The 17,238-nt window shown below is 39.7% G+C and carries 16 protein-coding genes and 1 tRNA gene; 9 read left to right on the top strand and 8 right to left on the bottom strand.

Annotated elements, in window-relative coordinates; all coding sequences use genetic code 11:
* Positions 1–50 precede the first annotated feature (50 nt).
* Entirely contained in the window at positions 51–530 is a 480-nt protein-coding gene (locus tag LEP1GSC203_RS12095) for an Lcl C-terminal domain-containing protein (RefSeq protein WP_002974063.1), read from the bottom strand.
* Between the two features lie 22 nt (positions 531–552).
* The gene (locus LEP1GSC203_RS12100) at positions 553–3,198 is read right to left on the bottom strand and encodes an Lcl domain-containing protein (protein ID WP_002974460.1); all 2,646 of its coding nucleotides are present in this window, start codon (positions 3,196–3,198) and stop codon (positions 553–555) included.
* A gap of 246 nt (positions 3,199–3,444) precedes the next feature.
* On the opposite strand from LEP1GSC203_RS12100, the gene LEP1GSC203_RS12105 reads away from it, so the two are divergent.
* On the top strand, positions 3,445–3,879 hold the full coding sequence (locus LEP1GSC203_RS12105; RefSeq protein WP_002974409.1) for a hypothetical protein: 435 nt from the start codon (positions 3,445–3,447) through the stop codon (positions 3,877–3,879).
* Positions 3,879–4,808 (top strand): hypothetical protein, encoded by a 930-nt coding sequence (locus tag LEP1GSC203_RS12110; RefSeq protein WP_002973701.1) that lies wholly within the window; start codon positions 3,879–3,881, stop codon positions 4,806–4,808. Before LEP1GSC203_RS12105 ends, LEP1GSC203_RS12110 begins: the two co-directional genes overlap by 1 nt.
* A gap of 93 nt (positions 4,809–4,901) precedes the next feature.
* Here the strand turns inward: LEP1GSC203_RS12110 and LEP1GSC203_RS12115 are convergent, their stop codons facing one another.
* The 4 genes from LEP1GSC203_RS12115 to LEP1GSC203_RS12130 form a co-directional block, all read right to left on the bottom strand.
* The gene (locus LEP1GSC203_RS12115; RefSeq protein WP_002973607.1) at positions 4,902–5,387 is read right to left on the bottom strand and encodes a VOC family protein; all 486 of its coding nucleotides are present in this window, start codon (positions 5,385–5,387) and stop codon (positions 4,902–4,904) included.
* A 69-nt stretch (positions 5,388–5,456) separates the two neighbouring features.
* Positions 5,457–6,278, bottom strand: a complete 822-nt coding sequence (locus LEP1GSC203_RS12120; protein WP_002973937.1) for an AraC family transcriptional regulator — start codon at positions 6,276–6,278, stop codon at positions 5,457–5,459.
* Positions 6,279–6,444: 166 nt separating this feature from the next.
* Positions 6,445–7,263 (bottom strand): arylamine N-acetyltransferase family protein, encoded by an 819-nt coding sequence (locus tag LEP1GSC203_RS12125; RefSeq protein WP_002973857.1) that lies wholly within the window; start codon positions 7,261–7,263, stop codon positions 6,445–6,447.
* A 380-nt stretch (positions 7,264–7,643) separates the two neighbouring features.
* Positions 7,644–7,725, bottom strand: a tRNA-Leu gene (locus LEP1GSC203_RS12130).
* A 118-nt stretch (positions 7,726–7,843) separates the two neighbouring features.
* On the opposite strand from LEP1GSC203_RS12130, the gene LEP1GSC203_RS12135 reads away from it, so the two are divergent.
* The 3 genes from LEP1GSC203_RS12135 to LEP1GSC203_RS12145 all read left to right on the top strand — a co-directional run bounded on the left by LEP1GSC203_RS12135 (position 7,844) and on the right by LEP1GSC203_RS12145 (position 9,951).
* Positions 7,844–8,266 carry a cyclic nucleotide-binding domain-containing protein gene (locus LEP1GSC203_RS12135; RefSeq protein ID WP_039937975.1) on the top strand — a complete coding sequence of 141 codons (423 nt, stop codon included), beginning with the start codon at positions 7,844–7,846 and terminating at the stop codon, positions 8,264–8,266.
* Positions 8,263–8,778: a Crp/Fnr family transcriptional regulator gene (locus LEP1GSC203_RS12140; protein ID WP_002974305.1), complete on the top strand. Its 516-nt coding sequence runs from the start codon at positions 8,263–8,265 to the stop codon at positions 8,776–8,778. Before LEP1GSC203_RS12135 ends, LEP1GSC203_RS12140 begins: the two co-directional genes overlap by 4 nt.
* A gap of 78 nt (positions 8,779–8,856) precedes the next feature.
* Positions 8,857–9,951, top strand: coding sequence for a PilZ domain-containing protein (locus LEP1GSC203_RS12145; protein WP_039937976.1), 1,095 nt, complete (start codon positions 8,857–8,859; stop codon positions 9,949–9,951).
* Here the strand turns inward: LEP1GSC203_RS12145 and LEP1GSC203_RS12150 are convergent.
* Together LEP1GSC203_RS12150 and LEP1GSC203_RS12155 are read right to left on the bottom strand one after the other, a co-directional pair.
* Positions 9,934–10,638 carry an IspD/TarI family cytidylyltransferase gene (locus LEP1GSC203_RS12150; RefSeq protein ID WP_002973564.1) on the bottom strand — a complete coding sequence of 235 codons (705 nt, stop codon included), beginning with the start codon at positions 10,636–10,638 and terminating at the stop codon, positions 9,934–9,936. The two genes, LEP1GSC203_RS12145 and LEP1GSC203_RS12150, sit on opposite strands and share 18 nt — an antisense overlap.
* Positions 10,635–11,903, bottom strand: a complete 1,269-nt coding sequence (locus tag LEP1GSC203_RS12155; RefSeq protein WP_039937814.1) for a diaminopimelate decarboxylase — start codon at positions 11,901–11,903, stop codon at positions 10,635–10,637. Before LEP1GSC203_RS12155 ends, LEP1GSC203_RS12150 begins: the two co-directional genes overlap by 4 nt.
* A gap of 57 nt (positions 11,904–11,960) precedes the next feature.
* Between LEP1GSC203_RS12155 and LEP1GSC203_RS12160 the strand changes: the two genes are divergently transcribed.
* The 4 genes from LEP1GSC203_RS12160 to LEP1GSC203_RS12175 are packed head-to-tail and all read left to right on the top strand — an operon-like array spanning position 11,961 to position 17,216.
* Positions 11,961–13,031: a zinc dependent phospholipase C family protein gene (locus LEP1GSC203_RS12160; protein WP_002973875.1), complete on the top strand. Its 1,071-nt coding sequence runs from the start codon at positions 11,961–11,963 to the stop codon at positions 13,029–13,031.
* 26 nt (positions 13,032–13,057) lie between these two features.
* Entirely contained in the window at positions 13,058–15,610 is a 2,553-nt protein-coding gene (locus LEP1GSC203_RS12165) for a penicillin-binding protein 1A (RefSeq protein WP_002974197.1), read from the top strand.
* A 59-nt stretch (positions 15,611–15,669) separates the two neighbouring features.
* On the top strand, positions 15,670–16,074 hold the full coding sequence (locus LEP1GSC203_RS12170) for a bactofilin family protein (protein WP_002974102.1): 405 nt from the start codon (positions 15,670–15,672) through the stop codon (positions 16,072–16,074).
* A gap of 17 nt (positions 16,075–16,091) precedes the next feature.
* Entirely contained in the window at positions 16,092–17,216 is a 1,125-nt protein-coding gene (locus tag LEP1GSC203_RS12175) for a M23 family metallopeptidase (protein WP_039937816.1), read from the top strand.
* Positions 17,217–17,238: the final 22 nt, after the last annotated feature.

Here is a 17,238-nt window from a genome sequence, read left to right on the forward strand (position 1 = left end):
TTTTTGATTTCATCGAGAAATTTAAAAAAAGTCATTTGATTCTATTATCATCAAGGCCCAGAAACACACCTTACAAAGCCACCTTGATTTTTAAGATCGTCGAATTCCATTCCAGAATAACTAAAAAACAATGCTCTTGCGGCATTAGAACCAAAAGCATTCGAAGTAGTAGAACTCCAATAGTAACCTTCTGTCGCTGTCGATGGAAAAGCAACTGTCTCAACAAAAGGAACCGTTGTCTTTGTAAGATCTATTATACTCATTAGTTCGATGATATTCGGAAGTCTCCAAATTCGGGAGGCCAAGCTGAGGCTGTGGCATTGATTCAAAGCAACTTGCCAATTTACATAAGTAGCCGACGAACCAGAACAGTCTGCCCCAGTCTGACCCCAACTGCATTTTTGCCAAACAAGACCTGTTGCCACGTCCGTCACAGTTCCATTCCCATTCTCAGTAAATGGTGCTGCGATTAACTGTGATCTGAATAAAAAAAACAAAATTATTACGTATTTAATTTTGAAAGCATTCATATTACCTACTCCTATTTTATTGTTAATTGGAAACGCAACGAACATAAAAATTACTACTACTACTTTTAGAATAAAAACTAGCAACTATTCCATTTCCGAAACTAATTGTGTGTAAATTTTGAAAATTTGATGCCGAAGAAGTTGAAGTCTGGTATTCACCAGAACTGGTATTGGGAAATCTAACTGTATTGATTTTTGCGATTGCGTTATTTGATTCACCATATTCGAGCAAAGTCGAAAGCTCAGGTCTCGTTGGCAATCTCCAATTCGTTCTTCCTGAATAACCACTTCCACTATTTGCCAGATTCAAATAAGCACAGGCATTCACTGCATTATAAAATGTAAAATTAGACGCCGAACCGCTGCAGACATTTGCTGTTTGCCCTTCAGTACATGATTTCCAGACAAGTCCTGTGACATTGTCAGTTGTTGTGTAATCATTTCCGGAAGCAGTTGGCCCCGTATAACTTCTCGCAGAGCCAGAGAGAATGTCTGCATCTTGCTTCGGCCAACTGGAATTACCACAAGCCTGGAACCCAGGGTCGTTATAACAAAGAGTCTGTCCTGTTCTAAGTAATGGTGTGATCGCTTGGGTGTGCATTCCGGTGGAAAAGGTTCGCTGAACATTGGAAGCTATAACATTGCCTGCCACATCTTTTAAGTTTGCGGAAGCAAGAGTCCAACGAATTTGTGAGTTTTCAGGAAAGTATATCCAACTCAAATTGATTTGTAAGGTTGTGGTGTTCACCCAAGTAAATGTTGTCCCCGTATTCGGAATGCTAACGTAACTTGTTCCATCCCAATTTTCCGTTGTCAAAGTGGGTGTTAAACTCGTGTCCATAACTTCCGAGAAAAAAACAGTAATCCTACCAGGTCTTGGGGCATATCCAGTTGCCGTGTCCGTCGGTGTGGAAGAAGAGACTGTGGGTGCTGAACCATCTTTGGTGATCGTGGTTGTCGTTGCCCCGTAATTGCCAACCAAATTGGGGCCTACACAAATTCGAACTATATTAGCACCAGAGGAAAAACTGGCATTGGCGATGGTGCTACTGACTGGCGTCGATGCAGTGGCAGTTCCACTCACATTGGTTCCCGTTGCCGCCGTACCATTCGAACAATCTGTACCACCAATCCGAATTTGATAATTTCCCGTAATAGAAGACTGCCAAGCAATGGTTTGGGTTGCAGAACCATTGACGAATTGGCTTGTGGGAGTATAGGAATTGATGGTAATCGTCGCAACCGTAGTGTCAACTGTATAGTTTGCTGATACAACACCGCTTACATTTCCTGCAGAGTCTCTTGCGATATACTTGGTATAGGTTACCGCTGCATCCGTCATACTCAAGGGGGAAGAATACAATGTTCCGGATGTAACCACTCCCGTAGAACCAGTGATCGCCGGGTTTGTTGGAGCCGAGCCTATGTTTGAGGAATATACAATTTTATCGCAAGAACCACCGCCCGTGTCAGAGCAGGAAAGTGTTACCGAAGTCGCTGTTCCATAAGATCCAGCACCAGGACTGGCACTGACAGTCGGAGCCGTATCGTCTCTTGTCAAAGGGAAAGTAGAATTACCTTTGAGTGTGCTAATGCTATCAGTCACACAGATGCGAAAGGTTTTAGTCGATTGTCCTGAAAAGGCATTTGCTGCAGTCAAGGTAGTTGTGATGTTTCCTCCGGCGCTTGCCGTTCCCGATACATTTGTTCCCACTGCCGTTATTCCATTGTTACAATCTGTCCCACCATCTAATACCACATAACTTCCGTTTCGATTGCTTTGCCATTGGATACTGGCACTACTAATCGCACCTCCGGCATTGGAAACATATTGAGTGGATTGAGTGCCTATTGTAATATTAGGAATATTTGTATCGATGGTATAAGTGGATGTAGCTGGTGGACTGGTATTTCCTGCAAGATCCCGACAAAGATACCGCAAAACATAGGTTCCATCTCCATTCCCCCCTACATTGATTGTTACTTGAGGAGGAGGAACCATCGTTCCGTTGAGGGGTGAAAATGAGGGAGGTGTATTATTCAGAGTATATATGATCTGTGAAGTTCCCACCAAATCCGAACAAGATATAGTCACGGATTGCGCTCCACCAAAATTTCCGCCAGGAACATTCACCGTAATGCTAGGAGGTGTTAGATCATTTCGAATCGCAGACAAAATACCATCATTGATGGTTCCGTCCCCATCGGTATCAAAACCATCCGGTTGCCCATCGTTATTTGTATCAATCAAAGTCACAGGAGAACCAGTACCATTTGGCCCCGTGGTTAAATTTGGATTTCCATTGGGATTGAGATAGTAGTTAGGAATTCCGTCTCCATTCGTGTCGATGGCATCGGCCGTTCCATCTCCATTGGTATCTAAAAGAAGAATGTCTGGAGAACCATTCCCATCGCTATCAATTCCGTCTGCCTTACCGTTCCCATCTGCATCCAAAACAATACCATCGGCTTTTCCATTTCCATCAAGATCGGCGGGATTTCCCGGAGTTAACTGAGACCCTCCTCCGGTAGGACTCCCGATTCCCAGAAAAAGCAATAGTAAACTAATATTAGACTGTCCACCTTGCGGGACACAAGAATTCGATAGGGAAATAGCTAAAACAAGAAATGTTTTCTTGATTCGTAGAATTTTTGTTAGTTTTCGCATAATGAGTATTACCTCATAAGTCAAAAACGAGACAATCCGTCAAACTATTTTAAAACAAAAAATTCGAAAGAATAGGTAAATTATATATCACTTGTTATCGATAAAGGGTATTCTTTATAAAAACAAACCTAAAATTTATAAAAGTAAAAAATGTTGTTAGGTGAAAACAGGAAATCCCTAATCTTGAAAAAATGTGTAGACGTTTGGTGGTAAATGCTACCGCATACAAAAAGAAGTACTTTTTCTATGCGAAACCTAAGCCTAAAAAAACTAATCCTTGTTTTTTGTATTTTATCTTTCGAATGTAGGCTTCCGATCAATAATCCAAACACTAGTTTAACTATTTCAAAAAAAGAAACAGAAGACAAAATTACAAATTATACCTTAATCAAAACAATGAGTTGTCAGTTCGACCCATTCCGATCTACCATTTTTTCAGAACTTGGAAATGACGAAGACCCAAGTCCTGATGCTAACAACGAATCTATATATTACGAAAAACGTGCCGTTAGTGCCTGTTTACGAAGCATATTAGCCATACCTTGTCCAAACTATCCAACAAATACAATTCAAGCCATTTCTGAAATGGCGGCACAAATTGCTGCAAATAGAATATTAAACTGCACTTTTAAGGTAGCGCTATTTTTTGAGTTTGAAAAACCTTTTTATGGAAATTTCTAATGCCAAAGTATAATCGAATTTTATTTTATTTAACTATTATAAGTATTTTGTGGATCACCAATGATTCCATTTTGAAAATTTACTATCCGGGATGGATTACAGGAAAAATTTCCGACATCATTGGAATTTTGTTAACACCACTGATAATCACAGGATTAATCTCATTATTTTTCAAAAAACAAAATCTCAAAATAATTTTTTGGTCCTCTTTTTTACTTTCTAATTTTATTTTTTTATTCATTAATCTATCCCAATCCAACAACAATTCATTCTACAAGCTCATTGGCTCAAATGAAACTATGAATTTGGCTGATAAATCTGACTTACTTTTTTTACCTTTTTCTATATTCACAATTTATATATTTAAACACGCAAAACCTTTCTTTAAAATTTCCATTTTTAGAAAGTTTATTCTACTCCTTTTCCCAACACTTGCGCTGATTAACACTTCCTATCCGAGAGGAAGGTCTGATATACAATCTATCCTACTACTTCTCTCTTCAGCAAATGATTTGATCATACAGCTGGATCCAAAAGAAATTCAATTAACAGATAATTTATACAATTTCCGATTCCAATTTTTAGGAATGAATAACGAAAGTAGTCCGAGGTCTTCTGAAATTCAAAATCAAAGTTCCGAATGCCCGAGTCCGCCAAACTCACCAATTGAATTAGGAAATACCGAAAATACATATATTGAATCCGGTAAATTCCAAAACTATAAAATCGAAATTTCAAAAAGTAAAAATTTTGAATCAATAGAAAAAACAGCCGACTGTTACAACACAGACTGTTCAATCGATCTCCAAGGTTTAAATTCTGGTCATTATTTTTGGAAAGTTCGCATCCGCTATCTTTATAGAAATGCTTGCGAATTGAAATATGAAAACATAAATGTAATGCAGGAAATCCATTATTTTACGAGGTAAATCCATAAATGCAAGCAAACCCAAGGCTTTAGCCTTTTGTTTTCTTAAAAGGGATTCCTTGCAACTTATGGTAGGGCAAAAATTTATTTGTTCTTACTTTTGCGAATGCATTCCCATCTTATTTCCCTCAGAGTCAACGAACAAAGCATAGTAACCCATCTGCGGATCAATCAAGGTTTTAGGCAGAATGATCTTCCCACCATTTTTCTCTACTTGATCCAATGCAGGCAACAGATCATTCCCGAGATTCAAATATACCAATACACCATTTTTTGCAGGAATGTAATCATTTCCTTTGACTAAGACAACATTGACAGATCCTTCTTTTGCAGGCAATACACCCATTTCCGTTTCACCCATTGCCATGGTTTCAATACTAACACCAAGGATTGTTTGATAGAATTGAATTGCTCGTTTTAAATTTGTCACAGGAATTTCAATGATTGATATCATATTATGATTCCCAGCTATATCCATTTCTTCTCCTACTATTGAAGCCCTATCTGAATTGATTTCTTTTTTACAATCGGTAAACCCAAATCCCAAAAAAAACAAAAATATGATGATGATTTTTTTCATTCCACTTTTCCTTTTAATAGAATCATGATAAAACATCTCAAACTACATAAATTGTAAAAATGCGACAACTCAACTTTTTTTGTAAAAAAGAGAAGAAAGTAATAAAGAATCATCATTAAAAAAATGTTTGGGACTTGATCCCGTAAACTCGATAAAGTCTTTTATAAAATGTGACTGATCGAAATATTCACTTTCGTAGGCTATTTGTGTTAGGTTTTTTGAATCCTGATGTAAAACCATTTTCAAGGCCGCCTGCATTCTGATAATTTTTCCTAACTTTTTAGGAGTCATACCTACTTGTTTTAAGAATTGCCTTTCCAATTGTTTTCTTTTTGTTTTATCATTGTTTAGAATTTTAGCTATAGAAACTTTCCCCCTAGTTTCCATAAGAATATAAATTGTAGTTTTTACAATCCGATCAATTGTGGTTCTCTCTTCCAACATTTTCAAAAGAAAGTTTTCAATCACTTTGATTCTCATTTCCGTATTTTTAGCCTGAATTATATTTTCTTCCAAGTCCAGAGCAACATCCCTTTCAAATAGTGTAGAGAGAGGTGTTTCCTTATTTGCTAAACTATCTATTGGTATTGTCAAAAAGTTAACAAACCCATACGGATAAAACCGAACTGCAAATGTATCCACAGAACCAGTAGGCTCTATATAAAATGGTTCTGTAATTTGACCAATGACACATGCCCTTGGTTGCAAAATATAATCATTTCCAGTTGTGTATCGTTTGATTTCATCCCCTAAAATAAACGCCATTTCCATACAACCATCTGGAATGATTCGTTGTCTTTGGTGTGAACCAACTTTTGGAATTTTCAAAGTCCAATAACAATTTACAATCGAACTTAACTCAGGATGAGGGGAAAAAGTTTGGTAGTCCATAAATGAATTTTCCATGCATTAGATCATTGTTTCGAATCTTTCCCTGTATCTGATTCACAATTTACAATAAAAATTGCTAGGAAACAGAAGAAATACAAAACTAATCGATTGTTCTGAGAAGTTTTACTTTTCGGAAATCTAAATTGTATTTTATTATCTTTTGAAATTATTGATCCCACTGCAAACCAGGAGTCGTAAATTCAGTGCCTACAGGAAATACAAGATTAAATTTTCCCTTAAGAACTTCCAATAATTCTTCCGGTGACTTAACGATCAATTTATGTGCTAGGCCATTTCTATCCCGTTCCGATAATTCTCTATTTACAAGTGTATGTCTTTTCCCATCGACTCCTGCTCTTGCAACAATCAAACGATCTTTAAAATGTGATTTTGGATGAGTGCTTGTGAACCAATTCGCGAGTTCACGATCTATTTCAGGCATTTCTTCCAGCGTAGATTCACATACATCGATCCAGCCACTGGGGAAAAGTACCTGATGGAAATATTTATTATTTTCGTATAGAATTCTTCTTGTTTCGTGATTTGTTTTTTGTTCAACATCAGTTATTAATTGAATCGCTGATGTCAATGACACTCCCCCCACTCCAACATCTGTTAACCAGGATTTCCCAGAAAGTTCCACACGTAGAAAAACATGTGTTCGCGGAGGAGTAAAATCTCTAGGTTTATCTAAGCGAACTCTAGCACTAATTGGAGTTACTTCAAATCCCAATTTTTTCAAAACATTAAAAAGAAGTACATTTTGCTCAAAACAATACCCTCCACGATGTTGGATGATTAATTTTTCAAAAATTGAATCTAGACTAATGTCAATATTTTTATCTAATAGTATATCTAAGTTCTCAAAGGGTATACTTCGCACATGTGCCAATGTAATCTTGTTTAGCAAATCAAGGGAAGGAATACGATTCTCATTAAACCCGATTCGATTAAAATATGCGTCTAAAAAAGTTTGATCATTCAAAAATCACATCCTAATTCTATTATCTAATTTTTATAAATTTATAATTAAAGTAAATGAAATTTCTTGGTATACCACATAACAGGCTGTAACTGTTTTAGTTCCTAGTTTTATTAACCAATGGATCTGCTACAGGGCTTACCTTTTTCGATTGAACTTTTATATAGAATCAGATCTGCTCTGGGACTTGACCTCTCCGCTGCAAACACTTCGTGTGTTTGCTACGCTTCGAGGCACGGCTCCCTTCGTCGCATGCAATCCAGGCATGCTCTATGCTATGATTGCTCACCTTTGGTCGCAACCATAGCAGCCTCAGGGAACTGTTCAAGCCCCTCGGTTTGTATCAATTTGAATGTTATGATTGATTTTAAGGAAGTTTGTTATGCGGGCGGAGGGACTTGAACCCCCATGCCTCTCGGCGCCAGAACCTAAATCTGGTGCGTCTGCCAATTTCGCCACGCCCGCATTGAGTATGTATAAGCAGGTTTTTGTACTAGGGAAATCTGTCTAGTGAGTTTTTGTGATTCACTTGCCTTTGATTTGAAATTTTATTCTCATGTCAGATACCAATAGGACAACTCCGATGAACATACTGGAATTTATGCAAAATATCTCTACGCAAGTGTATTTGCGAGGGGATGTGATCTTTCGCGAAGGCGATCCACATGATGGAAGTATGTACTGTATTATGAGTGGAATGTTTGCCGTCACCAAACGAACACCAGATGGAAGCCAAGAAGTCATCAAAGGATTGGGACCGGGGGAATTTTTTGGCGAACTTTCCCTTCTCACAAGAAGGCCCCGGGCTATGACCATCAGTGTGGTCTCGGCCAATGCGAGGGTCGGAATTTTAAGAGATGACCAATTTGAAAAATTAGCTCGGATCAATACGCATTTTTTATTCCAACTGACCAAAAGTACAGTCGAAAAACTCCACCGGGCCGAAGCCAGACTCACCGAACTCGATAAAATGTTAGAAGAAATCAAAAAGGAAGAAGAGAAATGAACGTCGACCATTTGCGAAAATACATCAACGAAGTCAGAATTGATCATTTTTCAGAAGGGACCAAAGTGTTTTCCGAAGGAGAAGACTGTAACGGGAAAATGTTCTTTGTTTTTGCCGGTGGACTCCAAGTTTTCAAACGAAAAGCAAGTGGAGAAGACCTCTACGTTCGAGATATCAAACCCGGAGAGTTTTTTGGAGAGATGGCCTTAGTATTTCCTTCACCCAGGGCAGCCACTGTGGTTGCCTCCGCAGAAGATACGAAAGTAGGAATCATCACAAAAGAAATTTTTTTGTCTATGGGAAAAGAAAGTCCAGGATTTCTTTCTGTCATTCTTCACAGTATCATAAATCGCCTAACATCCGTAGAAGATACAATCTCGGAACGTCAACAAGAATTGCATATTCTGATCAACGGAATGCCTTCGTTACAGGTAGTTCCCGTTACCACAGAAACCGTCACATCCAATGAGGACAAAGCACAAGATTCGCCAAAACTAGAGGAGAAAGACTAGGATGGAACTTTCGTTTCTCGGTATCTTTCACTTTAAAAATAAGTTGACTAAATCCCTAAAATCGATTTTGATTTGCGGGTGACTTTGCGGTTCTTCAACTATCCCATCCCCGTTCTACTGGTGACCCTTGGCTTTCTTGCGGTACCCTTTCTTAATGTCTATATTACAGCATCCTTATACGATCTTGATTTAGACCATTTTGGAATGATTCTTTCTAGAATCCAACCGTTACAATATGTACTCTCTGGTCTCAGTGCTATCATTGCCTATGGTCTTGTTACCAAAAAAAAATTTGGATACTACCTCTTCCTTTGTTTTACTTTTCTTGTCCTAACTTATAATGTTTGGATGGTATTGTCAGTCACTCTGGGAAAAAAGATCTTTCTTGCAGGTATCCGCATCCACACAGCAGACATCATTTGGAATATGGTCACTACAACATTGTTACTTGGGACTGTATTTTATTTCCTTCGTAGAGAGATAGCGGCACCATACTTAAGCGGAATTCGTCGAGGTTGGAGAACTAAATATAGAGAAACACACCCTGTTCCTTTCCATTGGACCAACGCTGATGGAGAACGTGAAGGAGATGGGCAAACCATCAATATTTCTCGTAATGGGATTCTTATCCCCATCCCAGCACACCACTTCCTAAATGTAGGTGACCCAATCAACCTCCTCTTAAAGTTAGAAAAAGAAAACCGGGAACCGGTTTCCATTTCTGTCCAAGCCAAGATTGTCAGGATCGACGAAGAGAATGATGGATCCGAAATTGCCGGCGTTCAACTCTTCTTTCAAATCAACCAAAAAGAAGAAAAACAAATCTACGAAGCTTTTCTGGCACGAGTGTTTGCACCAAGATATCCTGTATCAAATCCAGTGAACTTCTTCGGAAAAGATAATAAAATCTTCCAAGGCACCCTTCTGAATGTATCGATGGAAGGATTATATATTGAAACAAACTCTGTTTTAGACCAAGATCAAATTTGTAATGTAAAAATCCAAACTAGATCAGGGGACATTTCTGTCGGAGGAGTAGTGCGCTGGTCGAATCCACAAGGAAAGTATGGAAAGCCGAGTGGGTTTGGAATTCAAATCGATACCATCGAAAACAAAAACCTATTTCGTATTTGGATTTGGAAACAACGTTTTAAACTATTCCACGGTCGGTAAGTCTTCCCAAAACAATGAGTCCGCGAGTTCTGCATCCCCAGGACTTGTGACTTTGATGTTGTGGTAATCTGTCTCCACGATTCCCACCCTTCTTTTTCCCATCCAAGTACAAAGGTCCGTGGGGTGTTTCTTTACATCCATTGGTAAATCTTCAGCAAACAATTCTTGGATCATAAATCCGGCAATGGATTGAGGAGTTTTCACAGAATACACTTCTTCTCTTTTTAATGGTTCTTCAGTGAAGTTTTGGTGGATACGGACTCGCACCAAACTTTCCGTAGACTTTCCGACAAGGGTCGCCCCTCCAAAGATTTTTGTTTGTTCTACCAGCTGATAGAGTTCATTTTGTTTAAAATTTGGTCTAGCGACATCATGAATAAAAATAATATCCTTTGTATCATATGAAATCGATTTCAGTCCGCATAACGTAGACAGATGGCGACTTTCCCCGCCAGGAACAATCTGGTCGTTCCCTTCTAATAAATCATCTAGTTCTTTTTCTGTTTCTAAAATCCAATCGGGATGCGAAACAACTGTGATCGACTTAGTAAGTCCAAAGGTTCGAAACCGTTTAACCGAATGCCGAAGAAGAGACTCACCTCTGACTTTTAAAAATTGTTTGGGAACCTCGGCTCCCATTCGACTTCCTGTCCCACCCGCAAGCAGGACAACATACAAATTGTTCATTCTACCACGAGGATTTCATTACGAAAGATCTCAAGAACCGGTTCTTTTTTACGGATGAGTTTTCCTTCGCCGTTTTTGCGAAGTAAAACTTCGGCAGTTTCTGGAAAACTATTGTAGTTCTTAGTGGACATTCCAGCACAATAAGCACCTACCGCTTCCATCACTACATAGTCACCAACTTCTGCTTCTCCCATAAGACGAGTGATGGGTTCTCCTCCTTCTTTTTGAGTGAACACATCTCCTGATTCACAACAGTGACCCACAACCACGTATTCTGTGTTCGATTTGGGAACTCCCCCCTCTTTTTTTACTGTAACTAGAGGGTGTCTTGCTCCGTATAACGAAGGTCTGGTGTTAGAATCCATTCCCGCATCTAATTTTAAAAATCGAAATCCTTTTGCACCGGTGTCAATCAAATCATCCACAGTGGTGAGCAGCGCTCCGCAAAGTGCCACAAGATAGGTTCCAGGTTCAATTTCTAAAATGAGTTTTCTACCGTGTTTTGAAGCAAATTCCTCAAATTGAAGTTTTACAGGAGCACCAATCTTTTGTAAGTCGGTTGATTTTTCATCTTCCATACGACCCACCTTATAACCACCACCGAGACTGACCACAGTGACTGTAGGGAAAGCCTCTGCATATTCCAATGTATACTTAGCTACTGCCTTCCAAACTTCGGGGTCACTGCCCGATCCAATATGTGTGTGGACTTTTTCGACTACGATTTTGTATTTTTCCACGATGGCTTTCACTTCTGGCAATTTTTCATGCCAAATCCCGAAAGAAGAAGTAACTCCTCCCACATCCGTTTTTTTGGTATGTCCAGAGCCTAATCCCGGATTGAAACGAATCGAAACGGACTTTCCTGGAAATGTTTTTCCAAAGGCTTCTAGTTGGCGAAGAGAACATGCATTGAACTTCACCCCTTTGCCAATGAGCTCTTCGAAAGCTTTTGGGAATTCTTGGGAAGTGAGCATGATAGATTCCGGTTTGAATCCGAAATGAAGGGCACGCACCACTTCATGTTCCGAAGATGCATCGATGAGGATGCCTTTCTTTTTCATGATCTGTAGGATATTAGAATTAGGATTTGCCTTCATGGCGTAACGGACTTGTAACCCATAGGCATTGGGGAATGCTAAGGCTTCGTCACATTTTTGTTCAATTTCTTTCTCTGAATAGACAAAGACTGGGGTTCCAAATTCTTTTGCCAAAGTTCGCACTTGGTCTTCTTTCAAAAACTTTAGTTTTTCGATTGATGTCATAGGATTTAAGATAAACCTTTCAATAGGTTCCATTCCATAAAGTCAAAAAAGTAGAAAATGGCAGGAAAGATTACACATATTGAAGCTCTCTCCCAAGTGAAAAAACATTTGGAACATGGCAATGCGACCCAACGTCGGATTGCCGCATTACTTTCCCGTCCAGACGTGGCTTCTTACGCCAACCTTGGTGCCGTGGCTCCCGATATCTTTTACTTCTATCATGTGTTGCAACCCAAACGAACCAAGAAGGCAGCTTTCTTTGGAGACCTTGCCCATCACGACCGTGTGGCGGAACTCATCCTTAGTTTTCTCGACCAAGTGTATGATACTGAAATGGGACTGTATCGTGACCGTTTCCTTGCTTTCACTTTAGGATATATCTGCCACTGTGTGGTAGACATCCAAACCCATCCGTATATCTTTTATATTTCTGGGGATTACTATAACAACGATAAGAAGATCTCTTACCAAGCACAAGTAAACCATATGAAGGTAGAGTTTGGACTAGATACTCTTCTTATCAACCACCGCTGGGGAATGAGTGCCAAAGAATATGATTTCCCACAGTACATTGACATTCGTCATAGAACTGTGGGGATCAAAAACAAAATGGATCCAGTGTTATGGAACTTTTGGTTGCAATCTCTAAAAGAGACCTATCCAGAAGAGTTTGCTTCTTCCTATTTAGGATCCGAAAAAAAAATCATCCCAGGGGATATCTTAAATGAATCTTACCTTGGGTTTTACCGCTTCACATCCACTTTGGATTCAAGAAGTGCCTTTATGCGGGGTCTTGTCAGTGTAGTGGATACACTGACCTTTCATAAATACAATGCCAGTGTGCTGATGCTTCCAGCCATGGAAGCCATCAATCCCAAAATTATGAATGACGAAAAGAGAGAATGGTTTTATCCCGCAGACCCCAAAAGAAAGTTCAACGACTCATTTATTGAACTTTTGAACCAAGCAAGCCAAGCGAGTAAAGAAATTTTAACGAGAGCTTACGAATATAGTTTTTCTCCGGAAAGCAGATCGAAAATTCTGGAATCTCTCGGTGGTTATAATTTAGATACTGGTCTCCGTTACCACGGAATTGACCATATGAAGGAATTTTCTCCACTCGTTTGACGTGGATATAAAGTTAAGGGAAATTTATGAAACAAGAACCCGTTGGGCTCTTTGAAAAGTATTTTATCATTTGGTTTCGAATTGTTACAGAAAGGATTTGGACCGGAGACAAAAAATTAAGAAACACCACCATTGCCATCTTTGCCTTTGGTGCCTTGAATGTTTTTTTGCTTACCGGTTCTGTAAAAGATTTCTTTCGATTAAAAGAAGCTGCCGTTTACGACATCCCTTCCACTTTGTATGGACTGAATGACAAAGGGGAATATGAACCCATTGCAGAATATTATAAATTTTCAAGGATCCCCGTTCGTTTAGAACAACTAAAACCAGAAGAAACAGCCCTGTCACCAGACAACAGACATAAGGTGATCCAGTGTTTTTTATCCACAGAAGATAATTCCTTTTATTCCCATAATGGAATTGATTTAAAGGGAATTGCTCGTGCTTTTGTCGTAAACCTAATGGCGGGTCGAGTGAAAGAAGGTGCATCTACCATCACCCAACAAGTAGCAAGGCTCAAATTTTTATCCATCGAAAGATCTATCGCAAGAAAAGCTCGGGAAGCATGGCTTGCCTTTTTACTAGAACTTGCTTATCCCAAAGACAAAATTTTGGAAGTGTATTTGAATGAAATCCCTCTCGGACATGGAACGATCGGTGTTGGAGCTGCTTCTAGGTTTTATTTTCGAAAAGAAGTCCAAGATGTGAGTTGGGGGGAAGCTGCTATCCTTGCCAGTCTCACCACAAGGCCCACCCAATTTAGTCCCATAGTCAATCCTGTTTCCAGCATGAACAAGGTACGGGTCGTCTTTCGTAAGTTAGTTGAGAATGGGCGAATGTCTGTTTCCGATGCAGAAAAAGAATATGCAGCCTTAGAAGAATACTATACCAACCTCAACCGTTCCCCAAACGATTCTGCTTTTTCTGATAGGCTAAACCGATTTCCTTATATCACAGAATACATCAGAAAGAATTTAATTCGTTCCATTGGTTCTGGTCGATTGTACAATGGTGGTCTTAAAATTTATTCAACCATTCAAATCCGCCACCAAGAAGAAGCGGAAAAAGCCCTCCTTCCAGCCTTACAAAGACAAACTTTAGAATCCAACCAAAGAGCCTTCCGAAACATTGATGCCTTTGATGATTTGTATGGCAGTGGGTATTCTCTCATTGCCGATTTATATGATCTTCCCGATTTTAAATTCCATATTTCAAGGACGGAACGTACGTTTTCTTCTGCCTACCAAGAGGACATTCGTGATGAGTTCTTCGCCTTGAACTTGTTAACTGGTGATGATTTTCTAGGTGATGTAATTGATAAAAATTACACTTCGCAAACAACAAAGGACCACCTCCTTCCCGTAGAAGGTTCTCTCATTGCCATTAGGCCAGAAACAGGATACATCACAGCCATGGTGGGAGGTTCAGGCTTTCGTTCCGACAACCAACAAATTCGTCCTTTCCAAGCGTTCCGTCAACCTGGCTCTGCTTTCAAACCCATCCTGTATGCGGCTGCTATGGACCATTCTGGCAAAAACCCTGACCCGGAAAAAAATGTAACACCAGCCACACTCTTTGCTGACTCTCCTCTCCAATACTTAATGGAAGACGGAGACGAATGGGCACCGGAAAACTATAGCAGTGAATATTCAGGTTTTATTTTGTTACGAAAGGCCTTGGAACAATCCAAAAACTCTGTGGCGGTCCGCGTTTTAGAACAAGTAGGACTTTCCAACCTAATGGAAAGTTTACGAGGACTATTACAACTTCCCGGACGAGACATTCCTTATAACTTCAGTGTCTCACTTGGTTCCTTTGAACTCACACCATATGAATTGACAAGAGCCTATGCAGCCCTTGCTTCAGGTGGTAAAACAGTAAATCCAATCTCAGTTTTGTATGTAGAAGACAATGCGGGAAATGTGATCAAAGACTTCCGTAAAGAATTCGATGAGGATGACCGCAAACAAATCATTTCGAAAGAAGCAGCATTTCTCATCACTTCTATGATGAAAGATGTGGTAGAAGAAGGAACAGGCCGGGGAGTTTTGTCTTACGGCTTAAACCGCAAAGCCTATGGAAAAACGGGAACCACTAACAACTTCCGAGATGCTTGGTTTGTCGGTTACACCCCAGAACTTGTGACTTCGGTATGGTTTGGATATGATGTGGGAACCATTTCTCTCGGACGCGGGATGACAGGGGGGAAATTAGCGGCTCCCGTTTGGGGGAGGTTTATGGCAAGAGCCCTCGACCGCGAACCTCATATCGAATTTCCTTGGCTACCTGAGGTAAAAGTCACCAAAAAGACGGTTTGTCGTATGTCTGGCAAACTTCCCAGTAACCAGTGCCACGACCTATTTGAAGAGTATTTTATCCCACAGACAGCGCCGAAAGAGATTTGTAATGACCATGGCTCTTCCTGGAACGTAGTTGAGTCAAAACAGAACCTTCCTTCAACGCAAGTCCTTCATACAGAAAAGAAAAAACAGGAAAAAGTAGAAAAACTCACCCCATCCTCCAAAGCTCCGAAACGAAAAAAGTCGGTCTTTAGCGGAGATGAGGAAATCGACTACTAAAAAGGCTTGTCAAGAAGACCGAAAATTTTGATTCTCACAGAAGGGGAAAAGGAGCAGGAATGGCAATAGGTAAGGATTCCATCAATAGCGTTATCGGACCAGGGTCGATATTTGAAGGTAAGTTTTATATCGCAGGTTCACTCAGAATCGATGGAAAATTCGAAGGTGATATCAAAACTGAGGATGCACTCGTTATCGGTGAAACCGGTAAAGTAAAAACAAACATCAGCGCAAGAGAAGTCATTGTATCAGGTACCCTCATCGGAAACATCAAAGCCGAAAACGAAGTAAAACTCGAAGGTACAGGTCGTATGTTAGGTGATATTACTGCTCCTTACTTAGAGCTGCAAAAAGGTGTTGTTGCTAAAGGAAATATCACAATCACAGGCGGTCAGAAAAAAGACGTACGTAAGATTGTGGAAGAATCCTTTGGTGGTATTAAATCTTTAGATACCAAGGATTAAACCATCTTTATTAACACATGCTACTTCGATCACCAGAAAAGTCTACGATCGGTAAGCATGTGTTACGTTGGGGAAACGTAAATGTTATCCAAGTTTCCCCAGGTAAGTATTTCTATAATCTCCAGTCGCAATCCAGTGTCCTACATGGGACGATCGATCTCAACCGAAAACGTTATCGTATCCTTCCCCTTCTCACTTCTTCTTTTATCTTAGCATTTTTACTCTCCATCATCGTAGACAAACAAACTTACGAAGAAAGTTTAATGGAAAAAGAATTCCTGAGTATGTCCACTGAGGTAGAAGAAAATGATGTAAAGGATAAAGAAGCAAAACTGGCCGATGCCAAATACTTACAAGAAACAGAAGATAAAAAAATGGCCATCCTTCGTTCTGCTGATTTGGATGCTCTTGCAGAAAACAAAAATAAAAAACTAAAAGTCACTCAATACAAAGTCAAAAAAAATGAAACTTTATCGGACATCGCACGCAGATTCAAAGTTTCCGCAGAATCCATTGCTGGAAGTTCTGGAATTAATCCAGAAGTATCCATCCTTCCTGGCCAATTCCTAAATATCCCCAACAAACAAGGATTAGTATACAAATTAAAAAAAGGCGATACACTGGCAAAGGTTGCTGACTATTACAAAGTAAAAATCGACGATATTTATTCAGAAAACCAATTGGAAGATTACGATTTATTCAAATCGGGCCAAAAAGTTTTTTTACCAGGTGCCATCATTCCAGACACAGGACCTGTATGGAGAATTCCTGTGTCCTCGAAAGTGATTACCTCTGGATGGGGAACTCGCTCTTACCCTCAATACAAATTCCATATGGCTCTCGACTTACGAGCCAATTACGAATCGGTGTATGCGGCAAGAAAAGGAAAAGTCACGTATTCCGGTTGGATGGGTGGGTATGGCAACGCTATCATCCTCACCCATGACGATAGTTACCAAACCTTGTATGCACATAATTCAAAACTTTTTGTCAAAGAAGGGGATTATGTAAGTGCCGGTAAGGTCATCTCTCGTTCTGGTTGTACAGGCTATTGTTTTGGACCTCACCTCCATTTTGAAGTCATCAAAGACGGAAAAAACGTAAACCCTACAAAAATCATCAAAGGATTTTCTTACAAATGAAATTAACCAATCTATCGAACTT

It is taken from the genome of Leptospira terpstrae serovar Hualin str. LT 11-33 = ATCC 700639 (assembly GCF_000332495.1).
Taxonomy (GTDB): domain Bacteria; phylum Spirochaetota; class Leptospiria; order Leptospirales; family Leptospiraceae; genus Leptospira_A; species Leptospira_A terpstrae.